Origin of the sequence: Kocuria kalidii (genome assembly GCF_044462225.1) — a bacterium.
GTDB lineage: Bacteria > Actinomycetota > Actinomycetes > Actinomycetales > Micrococcaceae > Kocuria > Kocuria kalidii.
Genome location: NZ_JBISWJ010000011.1, coordinates 1 through 13294, shown reverse-complemented (window position 1 = coordinate 13294; position 13294 = coordinate 1). Strand labels below are relative to the sequence as shown.

The window sequence follows — 13294 nt, the reverse complement described above, 5'->3', positions numbered from 1 at the left end:
CTCCGGACATCGGGTGCCGGGCTCAGATCGCGTGCTTCTCCCGGTAGAACCCCACCCGCTGGGCGAGGATCTCCTCCAGCTCGTCCACGCTGCGCCGCTCCAGGAGCATGTCCCAGTGCGTGCGCTGGTGCTTCTCGTTGGGGTTCTCCGGCTTCTCGCCGTTGACGATGATCGCTTCCTTGCCGGTCTTGGACACCCACACGGGCGGGATCTCGGCCTCCGCGGCGAACGTGACCGTGACCTTCTCGCCGTCCACGGTGCGGTACTCGACGCGCTGGCGCGGGGCCGGCTCGACACCGGCCTCCGTCTCCATGGACTGGGAGCCCAGACGCATTCCCCTGAGACTGCGGTCGCTCATAGTGGTAGTTCCTCCATAACTGACGGTGGCCACGGCAGTGGCGCACGCTCGGCTGACGACGGGTCCGGGACCCGGGATCCACGGGGTGCAACGCACGCGCCGCCGGGAATGTTCCCCGGGAGTGCTCCCGGGCACGTGCCCGGCGCCGCGCGCGGAGCGGTCAGCGGGACGCCGGACCGTCCTCCGGGGGCACGGGGTCGTCGACCCGCACCGGCGCGTCCGGGTCGATGCTCGAGGGCCGGGGGATGGTGAAGTCGTCCGGGTCGACCATGGTGCGCTCCAGATTCGGCTTGAGGTCCTCCTCGGTCACCCGGACGGCCTCGGGCGTCACGATGGGCTCGTCTTCCGGTTGCGGCTCGGGCTCCGACTCGTCGTCGACGGCGTCCGACCACGTCCGGTGGGGTCCCTGGCCGTCCTCGTCCGGCCGGGACAGGAACTCGCCCACGCCGCGCAGGGCGTCGCCGAGCTCGGCCGGGATCATCCACACCTTGTTCGCGCTGCCCTCGGCGACCTTGGGAAGCGTCTGGATGTACTGGTAGGCGAGCAGCTTCTGCGTCGGCCGGGCCTTGTGGATCGAGTCGAAGACCTTCCGGATCGCCTGGGCCTCGCCGTCCGCGCGCAGGATGGCGGCCTTCGCCTCGCCCTCCGCGGAGAGGATCGCCGACTGCCGCTGGCCCTCGGCCATCAGGATCCGCGACTGCTTGTCGCCCTCGGCCGTCAGGATCACCGCACGGCGCTCACGCTCGGCGCGCATCTGCTTCTCCATCGAGTCCTGGATGGACGGCGGGGGAGTGATCTCCTTGATGTCCACCCGCGAGACGCGGATGCCCCAGCGGCCCGTGGTGGAGTCCAGGACCCCGCGCAGCTCGGCGTTGATCTTGTCCCGGGAGGTGAGCGCCTCCTCGAGGTTCAGCCCGCCCACCACGTTGCGCAGGGTGGCTGACGTCAGCTGGTCGGCGGCCTGGATGTAGTCGACGATCTCGTAGGTCGCGGACCGGGGATCCATGACCTGGAAGTACACGACGGTGTCGATGCCCACCACGAGGTTGTCCTCGGTGATCACGGACTGCGCAGGGAAGGACTGGACCTGCTCGCGCAGGTCGATGAGGGGCAGGAGGCGGTCCACGAACGGGATCAGGAAGTGCAGTCCCGGCGTGAGCGTGCTCTGGTACTTGCCCAGGCGCTCGACGATGCCGGCCCGCGCCTGCGGGATGATCCGCACCGACCGCAGCAGGATGATGAAGACCAGGATGACCAGGATGACGAGCAGGACGATGACGGCTAGGTCCACGGGTGCCTCTCTCGGTGGGTCCGACCCGTGCGACGGCGGTGCCGGTGCGCGGTGCGGGGGGTGTGCTCAGAAGGACGGGCGGGGCGCCGGTCCGCCGTCGGCGGCCGGCGCGGGGTAGGGGGCGACGAGGACGGTGGCGCCCTCGATGTCGTGGACGAAGGCGTCGGCACCGGGAGGCAGCTGCTCACCGGTGACGGACCGGGCGCTCCAGGTGTCGCCCTCCAGCCGCACCAGCCCGCTGCGGCCCGTCACCGGGTCCAGCACCTGGCAGGGCAGGCCGATCAGCCGGGCGGCGTTCGACACGGTCCCCGGCGCGGAGCGGTTGATGCGGCGCAGTGCGATCGGTCTCACCACGAAGATGAGCAGCACCGAGGCCAGGGCGAACGTGACCACCTGGAGCACGAAGCTGTCGGTCACCCAGCTCACCGCGAAGGCCAGCAGCGCCGCGGCCGACATCATGAGGAACAGGAAGTCCAGGGTGATCATCTCGATGGCGGCCAGCCCGATCACCGCGATCAGCCACAGGACCCACGCGTTGTCGACGAGCCACTCCCACATGATCGTGCCCGGCCTTTCGTCCGCCTTCGCGAGGGCTTCCTCGCCGTCCTCCCATTGTGCCCCACGGCCCCGACACGGCCTCGGAGCGGCGTGGCTGCGGGCACCTGGCCCGGCGTCCCCGGAATAGGCGCCGTCCCTGCGGCGTTGCCATCCCTACCGTGGTGGCACGGCGTGCCGGGACCCCGGTCGACCCGACCACCCCTCATCCACCCCGTGGCCGGCACCGGGCACCACCCGGCCGGGCACCCGCACACGGACGACCGAAGGAGGCCGACCATGAAGTTCATCACCTCGGTGGCGGTCTCCGCCGCCGGCGCCTGGCTCGCCGGGACGGCGACCGCCGTGGTCGGCCTCGCCGCGCTGCAGTCGCGGCTTCCCGCGCTGGTGGCCCACGGGATGCCGGTCGAACCCGACCTCGAACGCCCCCTGGTGCTGCTCGGCACGGGGGAGTGCGCGCCCGAGGACGACCGAGCGGAGCGGCTGCGCGCCCGCCTGGAGGCGACCAGCGGCCGCCCCGTGATCTACGTGGACCTCACGGTGCGGCCCGGGACGTCCGCCCGCCGGACCGCCCGCACCCGGGAGCTGGCGCGTGAGTTCCCGTCCGACCTCGTGCTGGACCACGACCTCGGCCGCGCGACCGAGCGCGGCTGACGGTCACCCGCCGGTGGTCGTCACGGGCAGCGGCGCGGTCCCGTCCAGCAGGTGGAAGGCCTCGGCGCTGAAGTCGATGACGACCTCGTCGCCCGCGGCCGCGTCCGGCACCTGGGACAGGTCGAGGGTCAGCACCGTGCCGTGGTCGAGCAGCACCGGGACCTGCTTGCCGCCCACCGTGTACGTCAGCTCGTTCTCCCTGGTCGGGATGTGGTTGATCATGCCGACCTTCTTCGGTTCCGTGGTGGGCTCGGTGCAGCCGTAGTCGATGCACCATCCCGCCGGCAGCGTCTTGACCTGGTTCAGCTCCGTGGTCCAGGAGTACACCCGGTCCTCCGGCGCGGTGGCGCCGAAGAACATGCCGCCGACCCGCAGCAGGTCGTAGTACAGGGGCTCGAGGTCGTTGGCGAGCACGTCGCTGGCTCCGGCGTGGATGAGGGCGTCCTCACCGAGCCCGGCGTCGCGGATCGAGGCCACCGCACCGTCGAAGCGGTTCTTCTGGGCCACCGTGGTGTTCGACGTGTCGTTGCGCTCGATGGCGGCCCCGTCGTCCTCCGTGATGGTGGAGAAGTGCGTGGCGATCCCGGCCAACTCCAGGTGCGGGGCGTCCTCGACGGCCCGGGCCAGGGGGAGCGCCTCCTCGGGCACCACGCCCTCGCGTCCCATGCCGGTGTCCACCCAGAGGTGGACCTTCAGCGTCCCGCCCGTGGTGGACAGCACCTGTTCCGCGGCCTCGACCCACGCGGGATCCGTGGCGGCGACCTCGACGTCGTAGTGCATCAGGAGGGGGATGTCCTCGATCTGCGCGACGTAGAGCACGGCGATCTTGGCCTCCACGCCGGCCTCGCGCAGGGCGATGGCGTCGTCGAGCTTCGGGACGAAGATGTAGTCGACGTCGGCCGCGTCCTCGATGACCTTGCCGAACACGTCCACGGGCTCGCCGTTCTTGAGCACCGCGCCCAGCTGGACGCCCGACGGGAAGTCGCCCCGGATCTCCTCGGCGTTGCGCCGCACGGTCTCCGTGTCCACCGTCAGCACGGGGATGTCCTGTGTGCCGTGCGTCGTGTAGGTGTAGGCGGTCTTCTCGCCGATCTCGCTCCCGCCGGCGGCGAAGGAGACCTCGACCGTGCCCGGGGTCCCGTGCGCGGGGACCTCACAGGCATGGCGCGACGAGCGGTCGTCGAACTCGCACTCGACCTCCTCGTCGCCGAAGCGGACGGTGACCGGCTCCTTCGTGTTCCCACCCGTGTCGGCCAGGACCAGGTTCCCGCCCTGCGTCCCGCCGTGCGAGGGGGACAGTGCGACCGACCCGGAGGCGGTCGCGGGCGGGGCGTCCGATCCGCCGTCCTGTCCGCAGCCCGCGAGCACCAGCACCGACAGGGCCAGTACCGACGTCACCAGTCGGCGCCCCCGGCCGTCCGTCGCATTCACACAGTTCTGCCGTCCCACGGCGTTCCTCCCCTTCGACATGCGTTTGCCGACGCTAATCCATGTCGGCCACCGCGAGCGTACCGGCGACCCGCCGGCCGATCCGGCTCGGTGCGCCGTGCACCCCACAAGTGGCCACAAGGCGAGGGGAGGGCGGCGCAACATTTGGTCGACGACCGCCACGACGGAGCGCGTGCGCGGCGGACCGGAGCCCGTGCCCGAGGGGTGACCGGTGGACATCCGGCGGGCCGTCGGACGCCGTGTCCGCGGTGCCCGTGAGCGCCGCGAGAGGTCACCGGTGCGCGGCGTCCTGTCCGGGGCCGCTCGGCGGGGTCCGCCGTGCCGATCCGTCAGCGCGGGTCGGTCCGATGCGGGTCCGTCAGCTGGCAGACCGTCAGATGGAAGACCGTCAGAAGCGAGTCCGGCCGAACTGGGCCTATCGAGCAAGTCCTGCACGGCGACGGTCCTGCACGGCGACGGTGCGGCGGGCGCGCCCGGCCCACCCGCGTGCTGCGACCGGCAGCGCGACGGTCGGCACGGAGAATCGGTGTGGAGAGGGCCGCAGCCGCTTCTCCGGCCACCTCGGTTATAACGCCGATAATCTACATTATGTAAAGTAACGGCGCGGAAGGGGCTCCCCGTCCGCCGCGGCGGACGCCGGTTCGAGCACCCCGGCCGTCCCCCGCAGGCCGTCTCCGGCAGGCGGTGTGCGGACGGCGCTGCGCCGCCGCCGGCCTCCGCGCCGTCCGGGCGCGACACCGGTGCTCGACTCCCGCCCGTGCCGCAAGGACGGATCCGTCGGCGGCCTGCAGGCCGGCAGAACTCGCCGTTCCGACAGCCAGTCGCACCTCCATGGACCCATGGTCGAAGGTTGAGACTTTCTCGGCGGGTCTTCCTAAACCCTGAAGTTCGGCTTGAGGTTGGATCCGAGCCGGGCGCCGGCATCCGTCGGCCGCACTAGACTGCGAGCATGCACTCCTCGGCCACCCTCGCCGCTCTCCCCGGGCGGAGCACCGCCCGGTCCGTCCCCTGGATCGCCGCCCTGGCCGTGGACGTGCTCCTGGTCCTGCTGTTCGCCGGACTCGGCCGCAGCACCCACTCCCTGGACGCCACCGGGCTCCTGGTCACGGCGTGGCCCTTCCTGACCGGGCTCCTGCTGGGCTGGGTCGTGTGGCGGGTGCACCGCAACCCCGTCGCGGTGTGGCCCCGAGGTGTGGCGCTGTGGCTGACGACCGTGGCCGCGGGCATGGGCCTGCGCCTGCTCTCCGGGGAGGGCGCCGCCCCCAGCTTCGTGCTCGTCACACTGGCAGTGCTCGCGGCGTTCCTGCTGGGACCCCGGGCCCTGGTCCTGCTGCTGCGAGCGGTCCGCTCCCGCGGTCCGGCCTGATCCGCCCACGTCCACCGGTCCGCCCGGTCCCGCTCCGAGAAAGGTGCTCCATGCTCACCGCCATCGTCCTCATCAAGACCTCCGCCGACCGGATCCCCGAGGTCGCCGAGCAGATCTCCGACATCCCGGGCATCAGCGAGGTGTACTCCGTGACGGGCGACTGGGACCTGATCGCGATGGTGCGCGTGCAGCAGCACGAGGACCTCGCGGACGTCATCGCGGACCGGCTCTCCAAGGTCGACGGCGTCGTGGGCACCAACACCAACATCGCCTTCCGGACCTACAGCAAGCACGACCTGGACGCGGCCTTCTCGCTCGGCATCGACTGAGCGACGGGCGGCCGGCACCCGGCTCTGGATCGGCGGCGTCCTCAGCCCGCGGTGTGCGCGATCCAGCGGTCCAGGACGGCGCGCGCCGCTCCGCTGTCAACGGACTCCCGGGCGCGCCGGACCGCCGCGGCCATCCGGTCCTGGAAGGGTGCGTCCGCGGTGGCGTCGAACGCGACGAGCCCGGCCGCGGAGTTGAGCAGCACGGCGTTGCGCACGTGCCCCTCCTCCCCCGCGAGCACCCGTTCCACGACGCCCGCGTTGTAGCGCGCGTCCTGGCCCCGGAGGTCCTCGATGGTGGCCCGCGGCATGCCGAGCTCCAGCGGCTCGAGGTCGTGGTGCTCGACCTGCCCCTCGCGCACCTCCCAGACCTCGGAGGCCGCGGTGACGGTGAGCTCGTCGAGTCCGTCGCCGCCGCGGAACACCAGCGCGCGGTCGCCCCGGGCCGCGAAGACGCCGGCGATCAGCGGCGCCAGCGCACGGTCGGCCACGCCGACGGCCGAGGCCTCGACCCGGGCCGGGTTCGTGATGGGGCCGAGGAAGTTGAAGGCGGTGGCCACCCGCAGCTGTGCCCGAGCCGCCGCCGCGAAGCGCATGGACGGGTGGAAGGTCTGCGCGAAGAGGAACGTGATGCCCACATGCTGCGCCGCGGACTCGACCATCTCGACGGGCTGGTCGAGCCGGACGCCGAGCGCCTCGAGGACGTCGGCGGAGCCGGACTTCGACGACGACGCGCGGTTGCCGTGCTTGACGACCTTCGCTCCGGCACCCGCGCACACCAGGGCGGACATCGTGGAGATGTTCACGCTCGAGAGCCGGTCCCCGCCGGTCCCGACGATGTCGAGGGCCGGGCCGGGGATGCCGACGGGCCGGGCGTGGCCGACCATGGCGTCGGACAGCCCCGTGAGCTCCTCGACCGTCTCGCCCTTGGCGCGCAGGGCCACGAGGAATCCCGCGACGACGACGTCGGAGACCTCCCCCGACATGATGGTGTCCATCGCCCAGTGGGCCTGGTCACGCGTCAGGTCGGTCCCGGAGATCAGGGCGGTGATCAGGTCCGGCCACTCGAAGTGCGGTGCGGTCGTCGGTGTCGTCGTGTTCACGCTCCCGATCGTATCGCCCGCCGCCGGGCGGCCCGGAACGGCATCCCGGTGCGGGACGCCACCGGAGCGGCCGTACGATGTGTGACGGGGATCGCACGGCACCCCCGAGCGGCGGCCGGGATCCGGCCCGTACCGCCTCCTCGCACGCCGGGCTCCTGCGGCCCTCGTCACGGTGGGGACCGATCAACGGGACACGCGAACCGCCCGGGCTCCCCACGGTTGGTCCACCGGGAGTTTTGGCGACATAATGTCTCTGTGACGACTGCAACCCATACCCCAGCCAAGCCGGTAGGCGGGTCGATCAATCGGCCCAACCTCACCTCAGTGGGCACCATCGTGTGGCTCGCTTCCGAGCTGATGTTCTTCGCCGGCCTCTTTGCCATGTACTTCACGCTGCGCTCCACCGCCCCGGAGCTGTGGGCCGAGGAGTCCGCCAAGCTGAACATCCCGCTGGCCCTCGCCAACACCATCGTGCTGGTGCTCAGCTCGGTGACCTGCCAGTTCGGCGTCTTCGCGGCCGAGCGGCTCCAGCCCCGCCGCACCGGGGGCGTGTTCGACGTCCGCCGGTGGGGCATGGTCGAGTGGTTCGCCCTGACCTTCCTCATGGGCGCCGTCTTCGTGGCGGTGCAGTCCTTCGAGTACGCCGAGCTGGTCGCCCACGGCATCAGCATCCCGGCCAACTCCTACGGCTCCGCCTTCTACATCACCACGGGCTTCCACGCGCTGCACGTGACGGGCGGTCTCATCGCCTTCCTCTTCATCATGGGCCGCGCCTTCGTCGCCAAGCGCTTCGGCCACTACGAGGCCACCTCGGCGATCGTCGTGTCCTACTACTGGCACTTCGTGGACGTCGTCTGGATCGTCCTCTTCCTCGTGGTCTACTTCCTCAAATAGGCCGCCGTCCGGAGGACGCACCAAGCAAACCAACACCGAATTGAAGGAACGTTTGACGTGAAGGCACTTTCGCAACAGCGGCGCCACCCTCTGGCAGTCCTGGTACTGATGGTCCTGGCCCTGCTCCTCAGCGGTGGGCTGTACGCAGTCGCCACCACCACCAACGAGGCCAAGGCGCAGACCGAGTCCTACACGGCGCAGGACATCGAGGAGGGCGAGAAGCTGTTCATCGCGAACTGCTCGACCTGTCACGGGCTCGACGGGGCCGGCACCCCGTCCGGTCCGTCGCTCGTCGGCGTGGGGGCCTCCGCGGTCGACTTCCAGGTCGGGACCGGGCGCATGCCCATGCAGGCCAACGGCCCGCAGGCGGCGGACAAGGCGGTCCAGTTCAACGACGAGCAGGTCCGTCAGTTCGCCGCGTACGTGGCGACCCTCGGCCCCGGCCCCGCCATCCCCGAGGAGGAGTACCTGGACGTCACCCAGGGCAACGCCGCCAACGGTGCGAAGGTCTTCCTCGCGAACTGTGCCATGTGCCACAACGCCGCCGGTGCCGGCGGCGCGCTGACCCGCGGCAAGTACGCCCCCTCCGTGATGGACGTCGAGGAGCGGCACATCTACGAGGCCATGCAGACGGGCCCGCAGAACATGCCGGTCTTCAACGACGCGAACATCACCCCCGAGGAGAAGCGCGACGTCATCACCTACCTGAAGACGCTCGAGGACAACCCGAACCCCGGTGGTTTCGGCCTCGGCGCCCTCGGCCCGGTGTCGGAGGGCCTGTTCGTCTGGACCATCGGCCTCGCCGTCATCATCGCGTTCACGGTCTGGCTCACCTCGCGCTCCGCCTGACGCCCCGGGCCGGCAGCCGATGTCGGACCTCGAAGCTACGATCAACTGCACCAAGAGAAGAATGAGGGACCACATGGGAAGCCACAGTGACGGCACTCCCCACCAGTCGGGAACCGTTGCCACCACGCGCACCACGGCAATGGAGCGTTTCCCCGACCCCGGACTGCCCCCGCACCGCCCGCGCCTGACGGACATCGACTCCGCGGCCGCCAAGCGCGCCGAACGGCAGGTCGTCCTGCTGTTCCTGCTCTCGATCGTCGGATCCATCGTGTTCTTCATCGGGTACTTCGGTGTGAGCATCGAGGGCCTGATGTACGACGTGACGAACATCGCGCCCACGGAGGCTCTGCAGCTGCAGAACCTGCTGCTCGGTCTCGGCATCGCCCTGGGCATGTTCGGCATCGGGCTCGGCGTGGTGCACTGGGCCCGCACGCTCATGCCGGACCACGAACTGGTCGAGAACCGGCACGCGGTGCGCACGGAGGAGCAGCGCGCAGAGGCGCAGAGCATCCTCACCACGATCTACGACGAGTCCGGGATCAAGCGCCGGCCGCTGCTGCGCAACACCCTCATCGGTGCCGCCGTCCTCGCTCCGCTCCCGTTCGTCGGTCTGCTCCGGGACCTCGGCCCCACCGACCTGGACGTCCTCAAGGAGACCCTCTGGGACGACGGGATCCGTCTGGTGCGCGATCCCTCGGGCACGCCCATCCGGGCCTCGGACGTCACGCTCGGCTCCACGTTCCACGTGGTCCCCGAGAACCTGAACACGATCGGGCACAACGAGGGCTATCTCGACGAGAAGGCCAAGGCCGTCGTCCTGCTCATGCGGCTCGACCCGGAGACCGTCAACGTGTCCCCGGAGAAGGCCGACTGGAACGTCGACGGGATCTTCGCCTACTCGAAGGTCTGCACCCACGTCGGCTGCCCGGTGGCACTCTACGAGCAGCAGACCCACCACCTGCTCTGCCCGTGCCACCAGTCCACCTTCGACCTCGCCAACGAGTGCGAGGTCATCTTCGGGCCGGCCGCCCGGCCCCTTCCGCAGCTGCCGATCACCGTGGACGACGAGGGCTACCTCGTGGCGCGCAGTGATTTCCAGGAGCCGGTCGGTCCGACCTACTCCCAGCGTGCTACCCATGTCGACGAGATGCAGGGTGAGGCGAACTGATGTCAACATCCACCGATTACGAGTACAAGGCCCAGACGGGTACCGGCCGGATCGCGAACTACGTCGACACCCGTGTCGGCGTGTCGCCGATGGTCAAGGAGTTCGGCCGGAAGATCTTCCCCGACCACTGGTCGTTCATGTTCGGCGAGGTGGCGCTGTACACCTTCGTCATCCTGCTGCTCTCCGGCACGTTCCTCGCCCTGTGGTTCGAGCCGTCCATGGCCGCGCTGGACTACGAGGGCTCCTACGTGCCCATGCAGGGCGTCGAGATGTCCGCGGCCTACGCGTCCACCCTCGACATCTCGTTCGACATCCGCGGCGGGCTCTTCCTGCGCCAGCTCCATCACTGGTCCGCACTGGTCTTCGCCGCCGCCGTGTCCGTGCACATGCTGCGCGTGTTCTTCACGGGGGCGTTCCGCCGACCCCGTGAGCTCAACTGGCTCGTCGGCGTGGCGCTCTTCCTGCTCGCCATCGTCGCCGGCTTCACCGGCTACTCCCTCCCCGACGACGTGCTCTCCGGCAACGGGCTGCGCATCGCCGACGCGATCCTGAAGGCGCTGCCGATCGTGGGGGCGTACCTGTCGATGTTCCTGTTCGGCGGCGAGTTCCCCGGGCACGACATCATCGCCCGCCTCTACATCCTGCACGTGCTCGTCATCCCGGCGATCATCCTCATGCTGATCGTCGTACACCTGTTCATGGTCGTCGTGCACAAGCACACCCAGTTCCCCGGCCCGGGTCGCACCGAGAACAACGTGGTCGGCTTCCCCGTGGGACCGATCTACGCGGCCAAGGCCGGCGGGTTCTTCTTCATCGTCTTCGGGATCATGGCGCTGATGGCCGGCACGACCACCATCAACGCGATCTGGAACTACGGCCCGTACGATCCCTCGCCGGTGCAGGCCGGTTCGCAACCCGACTGGTACATGGGCTTCACCGACGGCGCCGTGCGCCTCATGCCCGGCACCTGGCCGTTCAACTGGGAGTGGACCTTCCTGGGCATGGCCGTCCCCATGAACGTGCTGCTGCCGATGGCTCCGCTCGGGCTGCTCTTCGGCCTGATGGCGGCGTGGCCCTGGATCGAGCGTTGGGTCACCAAGGACGACCGGGAGCACCACATCCTCGACCGTCCCCGCAACGCCCCCTTCCGCACCGCCATGGGCGCGGCCGGCGTGACGTTCTACACGGTCCAGCTGGTCGCGGCCAGTGGTGACCTCATCGCCACCCACTTCCAGCTGGCGGTCAACGACGTCCTGTACTGGTTGCGAGCCCTGTACTTCCTCGGGCCGATCCTGGCCTTCGCGATCACGCGCAGGATCTGCCTCGCGCTGCAGCGCAAGGACCGGGAGATCGTGCTCCACGGCCGCGAGACCGGGCGGGTGCAGCAGCTCCCCCACGGCGAGTTCATCGAGGTGCACGAGCCGCTGGACGAGTACAAGCGCTACCGTCTGGTCAACATGCCCCACTACGACGTGGAGCCTGCGCAGCCGAACGCCAAGGGCAAGATCACGCGCACCGAGAAGGCCCGTGAGCGGGTCAGCCGGTTCTTCTTCGAGGACCGTGTCGCGCCCGTCACCCCGGCCGAGCTCGAGGCGGCGCACCACCACCACGAGGCGGAGGCCGTGACGGCCGGTCCCCAGAACCGGGAGCTCGTCCGCTGATCCGCACGAGCATCGCCTGACGGAGCCCCGGGAGGAATCCTCCTCCCGGGGCTCCGTCGTGTCGACATACCGTCCGCCGGGTACCGGAACCGGTCGGACGGCCGGCGACCGGTGCTCCCTGTCTCCCCCGGCTGCAAGAAGGGACCCACCGGGGCTGCGGTGTCGCGCCTGACGGCATCCGGACCGTGGGTCTGCGCGGGTCCAGTGCATGCCCCCGGGGGTACCGTGGGCGCGGTCGATCGGCAGACGGCGTTCCGTCCGAGGGTCGCGGCACGGCCGGCGGCGCACGGACGGCCCGACGACCAGCGGCCTCCCGTTGCCGACGTGACCGCCACCGCAATCCTGGGCCGCGGCGCCGACCGAGGCTGGGCCGGAGGGCGGTGGGTGCAACATGGACCGGAGCGCCGAGCCCGGTCGGGTCGGAAGCCGTTGCGCACAACGTCGGGCCGTCACTCCGACCCGGACTGGGTTGATGCCGTTGCGGACAACGTCGGGCCGGAGTCCTGACCTGGGCAGTCGGCTGTCCGGTCCGGTCGAGGCACCGCCGCCGGTGCACAGAGCTGCTGCGGCACAGAGCCCGGCTGAGGCACCCGGAGGACGCGCAGGACTCGATGCGCGAGCCCTGTCCCGTGACGATGCCGTCTGCACACCGACCCTCCATCGGTCGGCGACGCGGGATCGATATCGGCGTCGACACCTGGATCACCCGCATGCCGGGCTCGGTGCCCGAGGTTCCCGCGGCGCCCACGGGCCGGGACGCCGAGGTGGCCGGATGTCTCTCCCCGCCTCGGGCGGCGCAGTGGGACGCGTGCTGTGCGCCGATGGCGGGACGGGCGGCCGAGCCGAACGGGGAGCACGATGTCGGTGCGGGGCGGTCCGCCGACACCGTCCCAGGCTGTCGGCGGCACATGAGGAGCCGACCCATGGAGGCAGACCGAGTCCGGCGCGTTCTGCGTGTCGACCACGGGCCGGAACTGTGGGCATGCCGCCCGAGTGCGGCCCCGGCGCGCCTGGTGTCAACGCCGAGTGAATATCGACCCCTTGTCGCCGGGCGGATTCAACGGTGAGTTCTAGCGGTCAGTACTCAGACGGCATCGACACCGGGAGGGTGCCGCGGTGGGTTCGGATCATCGGCCTTGGCACGAGGGGCCGTCGCCGACTGCCTCGCCTGCGGGTTCCGCGCAACTCGGCCCCGGACCGGCGACCGGCGCGGTGCCGTCCACGGTCCGGGCACTCGGCACCTGCCGGATGCGCAGGAACCGGCCCGCCGACCGGAAGCCGTGCTGCTGCCCGTCCGGTCGGCGCGGGGGTCGGAGCGCTGCGCCACGGTCCGGTCGCCCGGTCCGTCAGGAGGCTGCCTGAGCGTCACATCCGGCCATGCGGCACCAGGAGACCCTTCCATACGGCGTCGGGCGCGGACAGCGCCGCAGAGCGCCGATCCCGGGTCGCCCTGCCCGGTGCAGTCGGAGTCCTCCGGCCCGGCCCCTCGAGACGCGGGGCAGGTGCGAGCCGCACCGCGCCGCCGCGGCGCAGTCTCCGCGACCGCGGGTACACCCCTGCCGGAAGCTGGGTCGATCACGTCCCGCGCGACAGCTGTTCCCGGCAGACCTGCGGAGACGG

The 13294-nt window shown here is 70.6% G+C and carries 12 protein-coding genes; 7 read left to right on the top strand and 5 right to left on the bottom strand.

What is annotated here, in order from left to right:
- Positions 1-22: 22 nt before the first annotated feature.
- The 3 genes from ACH9D3_RS01825 to ACH9D3_RS01815 form a co-directional block, all read right to left on the bottom strand.
- Positions 23-358: an RNA polymerase-binding protein RbpA gene (locus tag ACH9D3_RS01825; RefSeq protein ID WP_396398181.1), complete on the bottom strand. Its 336-nt coding sequence runs from the start codon at positions 356-358 to the stop codon at positions 23-25.
- A gap of 160 nt (positions 359-518) precedes the next feature.
- Positions 519-1649: an SPFH domain-containing protein gene (locus tag ACH9D3_RS01820; RefSeq protein WP_396409638.1), complete on the bottom strand. Its 1131-nt coding sequence runs from the start codon at positions 1647-1649 to the stop codon at positions 519-521.
- Between the two features lie 66 nt (positions 1650-1715).
- Positions 1716-2207: an NfeD family protein gene (locus tag ACH9D3_RS01815; RefSeq protein ID WP_396398179.1), complete on the bottom strand. Its 492-nt coding sequence runs from the start codon at positions 2205-2207 to the stop codon at positions 1716-1718.
- A gap of 276 nt (positions 2208-2483) precedes the next feature.
- Between ACH9D3_RS01815 and ACH9D3_RS01810 the strand changes: the two genes are divergently transcribed.
- A complete protein-coding gene (locus ACH9D3_RS01810; protein ID WP_396409637.1) occupies positions 2484-2858 on the top strand; it encodes a hypothetical protein in 375 nt (124 codons plus the stop codon).
- 3 nt (positions 2859-2861) lie between these two features.
- Here ACH9D3_RS01810 and ACH9D3_RS01805 read toward each other — a convergent pair whose 3' ends face one another.
- A complete protein-coding gene (locus tag ACH9D3_RS01805; protein WP_396409636.1) occupies positions 2862-4256 on the bottom strand; it encodes an alanine racemase in 1395 nt (464 codons plus the stop codon).
- A gap of 1000 nt (positions 4257-5256) precedes the next feature.
- On the opposite strand from ACH9D3_RS01805, the gene ACH9D3_RS01800 reads away from it, so the two are divergent.
- On the top strand, positions 5257-5673 hold the full coding sequence (locus ACH9D3_RS01800; RefSeq protein WP_396409635.1) for a DUF3054 domain-containing protein: 417 nt from the start codon (positions 5257-5259) through the stop codon (positions 5671-5673).
- 50 nt (positions 5674-5723) lie between these two features.
- Positions 5724-6002, top strand: a complete 279-nt coding sequence (locus ACH9D3_RS01795) for an Lrp/AsnC ligand binding domain-containing protein (protein WP_396409634.1) — start codon at positions 5724-5726, stop codon at positions 6000-6002.
- 41 nt (positions 6003-6043) lie between these two features.
- On the opposite strand, the gene trpD is transcribed toward ACH9D3_RS01795, so the two are convergent.
- The gene (gene trpD, locus ACH9D3_RS01790) at positions 6044-7102 is read right to left on the bottom strand and encodes an anthranilate phosphoribosyltransferase (RefSeq protein WP_396409633.1); all 1059 of its coding nucleotides are present in this window, start codon (positions 7100-7102) and stop codon (positions 6044-6046) included.
- 255 nt (positions 7103-7357) lie between these two features.
- Here trpD and ctaE point away from each other — a divergent pair, with 255 nt between their 5' ends.
- The 4 genes from ctaE to qcrB all read left to right on the top strand — a co-directional run bounded on the left by ctaE (position 7358) and on the right by qcrB (position 11674).
- Positions 7358-7996: an aa3-type cytochrome oxidase subunit III gene (ctaE, locus tag ACH9D3_RS01785; protein ID WP_396409632.1), complete on the top strand. Its 639-nt coding sequence runs from the start codon at positions 7358-7360 to the stop codon at positions 7994-7996.
- Positions 7997-8053: 57 nt separating this feature from the next.
- The gene (gene qcrC, locus ACH9D3_RS01780) at positions 8054-8845 is read left to right on the top strand and encodes a cytochrome bc1 complex diheme cytochrome c subunit (RefSeq protein ID WP_396409631.1); all 792 of its coding nucleotides are present in this window, start codon (positions 8054-8056) and stop codon (positions 8843-8845) included.
- Positions 8846-8918: 73 nt separating this feature from the next.
- Positions 8919-10013, top strand: a complete 1095-nt coding sequence (gene qcrA / locus ACH9D3_RS01775; RefSeq protein WP_396409630.1) for a cytochrome bc1 complex Rieske iron-sulfur subunit — start codon at positions 8919-8921, stop codon at positions 10011-10013.
- Entirely contained in the window at positions 10013-11674 is a 1662-nt protein-coding gene (gene qcrB, locus ACH9D3_RS01770) for a cytochrome bc1 complex cytochrome b subunit (protein ID WP_396409629.1), read from the top strand. Before qcrA ends, qcrB begins: the two co-directional genes overlap by 1 nt.
- Positions 11675-13294: the final 1620 nt, after the last annotated feature.

What these genes read in the sequence shown, in the direction of transcription:
- ACH9D3_RS01825 (WP_396398181.1), bottom strand. Translation starts at nt 358, where the DNA reads ATGAGCGACCGCAGTCTCAGGGGAATGCGTCTGGGCTCCCAGTCCATG.
- qcrA (WP_396409630.1), top strand. Translation starts at nt 8,919, where the DNA reads ATGGGAAGCCACAGTGACGGCACTCCCCACCAGTCGGGAACCGTTGCC.
- ACH9D3_RS01810 (WP_396409637.1), top strand. Translation starts at nt 2,484, where the DNA reads ATGAAGTTCATCACCTCGGTGGCGGTCTCCGCCGCCGGCGCCTGGCTC.
- qcrB (WP_396409629.1), top strand. Translation starts at nt 10,013, where the DNA reads ATGTCAACATCCACCGATTACGAGTACAAGGCCCAGACGGGTACCGGC.
- ACH9D3_RS01815 (WP_396398179.1), bottom strand. Translation starts at nt 2,207, where the DNA reads ATGTGGGAGTGGCTCGTCGACAACGCGTGGGTCCTGTGGCTGATCGCG.
- ACH9D3_RS01800 (WP_396409635.1), top strand. Translation starts at nt 5,257, where the DNA reads ATGCACTCCTCGGCCACCCTCGCCGCTCTCCCCGGGCGGAGCACCGCC.
- ACH9D3_RS01795 (WP_396409634.1), top strand. Translation starts at nt 5,724, where the DNA reads ATGCTCACCGCCATCGTCCTCATCAAGACCTCCGCCGACCGGATCCCC.